This is a genomic window from Bacillus sp. LR_5, from assembly GCF_042709275.1.
On sequence record NZ_JAVAXX010000496.1, the window covers coordinates 1 to 2,715 of the forward strand.

Consider the following 2,715-nt stretch of genomic DNA (forward strand, 5'->3'; position numbering starts at 1 on the left):
CTATTACGAATAAGGAGGCTTTCTATGTTCAGAAAATCATTATTCTTTATTTTTGTATTGTTAATATCTTTTACTGCATTGCTTTTCGACCACCAAACAGCATCCGCATTGCCACCAAGTACGCCTTCAAAATTAGAAGCACAATCACAATTAAACTCTTTAACAGTTAAGACCGAAGATCCGATGACTGGCTATTCTCGCGATTTGTTCCCACACTGGAGTATTCAAGGTAATGGTTGCAATACCCGGCAGCTAGTGCTCCAGCGTGACGCTGAATACTACAGCGGGAATTGCCCTGTAACATCCGGTAAATGGTATAGTTACTTCGACGGTGTTACAGTATACTCTCCATCCGAAATTGATATTGATCACATTGTTCCTTTAGCAGAAGCATGGCGTTCAGGAGCTAGTAGTTGGACGACAGAAAAGCGTAAGCAATTCGCTAACGACCTCGATGGTCCTCAACTAATTGCAGTAACTGCTAGTATCAACCGCTCTAAAGGTGACCAAGACCCTTCAACATGGCAACCGCCTCGTGTTGCTGCACGTTGTGGGTATGCTAAGTGGTGGATCAACACTAAGTATCGCTGGAACCTTAGCTTACAGTCTACTGAGAAATCTTCACTGCAAACCATGCTCAACACTTGCTCATACTAAGTTTAGTCATACGCAGAAAGGAGTCAGCTGATGGATAAGAAGTCGACCGTTTTTATTGCAACCCACGGTGTCATGACCAAAGAGGTAGGTGTCATTAGTGGAGAACTCGAACTGATCACTACCTGTGATGACAAAGGAGTTCTCACACTGGCTATTACATATGTAGGCGCCAAGGATTTGTATACTCTTCCAGGTGAAGACTACCGCTTAAATGACCCGTCTGATCACGAAGTCGTCCACCGTATGCTAGCCACTGTGCTTGAGCGTCCTTGATCAAATATCAAGGGCGTTTTTAATGAAACTTATTGCGAATCGGTTAAGGAAAACACCTCATGGTAAAGAGTTTTAACTCTTTGCCTTGTGGTCTCTTATGTATGAAATCAAATGCTTTCCCTAATTCCTTCTCTTCTATTACCGCTGAGTAATAACAATTACTTGGCCATATCTTATATTGCATATAAGGTTTAGTCAGTCGAGATCATCGAAGGGTTAAAATATGGCCAAATAAAAAAACGATGGATGCTCAATTTCCATTAAAAAGACAAGATTGAATATGCAGTACTTCACTCAGAACATTTGGCTTATTAACGATATAATAAGTGTTCGTATTAATTTTCCCTGTTACGATAACGATCAAAAACAGAGTTATCTATCCCATATCAAGCAAGAAATTATTCTGCTTTTTTAAAAAATTATTCTTGATTTTCACTTTTATATATGCATCCATAAAGCATTCGATCATAACCATTATATGTAACTGAAATGCAGGTATAAGAGCTATTATATAGGGATTTCACTACCAATATATAGGGGGTGTATTAACATCCAAATACTCAAAAACAAGAACAAAAGTGCCCATAGCACTTCCATTTCCACACCCTATCAAATTTTCCTTTCCTATTTTTTCATCAAAATCACCCATTTTCACATCGTAATTGCTATCGTAAAAGCCTATATTATCAATGTTTTTCCCTCTTCAAATTACTCCTTTTTTATCTATATCTCCTTAAAATGACCTCTTTCCCCTACTCTCGCTTATGTTTTACGATCGTTTAACTCCTAATCGCTAATTAAAGTATCAAAACCCTTACGTTTACTGTCTTTTTTAGCTCATTATACATTTTTACGATACGCATGTTATACATGTACTATAGACGACTTGACTGTATTTGGTGACAATTTGACAGAGAAATTTAATGCACTTCTAACTTTTTAACTGTAATGGGCATCATTGTTGACCCAACAACTCAAGGTATTTCTGATAGTGAAGAAGCAATGGATTATGACTCACCGAGATAAACCCCCTACCCTTCTCTTAATTGAGAAGGGTATTTTTTTCGTTTTTTAAGATAACATTAATCTGTACTCGAATAATCATTTTGTCGTTAACGACTGATAGGACTCTATAGTGGAATTAGGTTAATTCATAATTGCAAGATAATATCAAAATAATTTAAGGGAGTACATGGTTGTTACATGTACTCCTTTACAATACTTACTATTGATAAAACATTTTTTCTGATAAACAGTTTATATATTTTTTTTAGTTGAATTAATTATTAAAAAGTAATTGCATTCTTCTTCTGATAGATTTACGAATCTATGATCTATATCTGCTTCAAAATATATTGAATCTCCCTCTTCTAATGTATAGACTTGAGGTTCCTCTCCTAATTGGACTTGTAACTTCCCTTTGGCAACATATATATACTCCTCTACACCTTTTTTATGAGGAGGAAAGCCACCTGTTTCTTTAAAGGGTGGTATCTTATTTAGAATAAATTCAATATCGTTAGTAGGCGGGGACAAAAGATGTCTTTCGAATTTAGTTTTTTCGTCTTTATATAATAATCTCTCATGGGAACGAATAATTGATACACTTCTTTTTTGTTCCTCCCCTAGAAGGGATGAGATTGTCTCATCTAGTGCTTCTGCAATTTGTGAGGCAATATTGATTGTGGGATTTTTATCTCCTCTTTCAATTTGCGATAACATAGATTTACTAACCCCAGATTTTTTAGCCAACTCCTCCAATGTATAGCCTTTTAGTTTTCTTAC

General features: G+C 36.2%; 4 protein-coding genes. 3 read left to right on the forward strand and 1 reads right to left on the reverse strand.

Annotated features, from left to right (window positions below):
• The first annotated feature begins 24 nt into the window (after positions 1-24).
• The 3 genes from RAC86_RS37585 (at position 25) to RAC86_RS37595 (ending at position 1,956) form a co-directional block, all read left to right on the forward strand.
• Positions 25-657: an HNH endonuclease family protein gene (locus tag RAC86_RS37585; protein WP_061186317.1), complete on the forward strand. Its 633-nt coding sequence runs from the start codon at positions 25-27 to the stop codon at positions 655-657.
• A 30-nt stretch (positions 658-687) separates the two neighbouring features.
• Positions 688-930, forward strand: coding sequence for a hypothetical protein (locus tag RAC86_RS37590; protein WP_061186316.1), 243 nt, complete (start codon positions 688-690; stop codon positions 928-930).
• A 948-nt stretch (positions 931-1,878) separates the two neighbouring features.
• Complete coding sequence (locus tag RAC86_RS37595) at positions 1,879-1,956, forward strand: phage holin (protein WP_236827588.1); 78 nt, start codon at positions 1,879-1,881, stop codon at positions 1,954-1,956.
• A 231-nt stretch (positions 1,957-2,187) separates the two neighbouring features.
• Here RAC86_RS37595 and RAC86_RS37600 read toward each other — a convergent pair.
• Positions 2,188-2,715: helix-turn-helix domain-containing protein (locus RAC86_RS37600; protein ID WP_377886847.1), on the reverse strand; the 528-nt coding region annotated here is incomplete at its 5' end.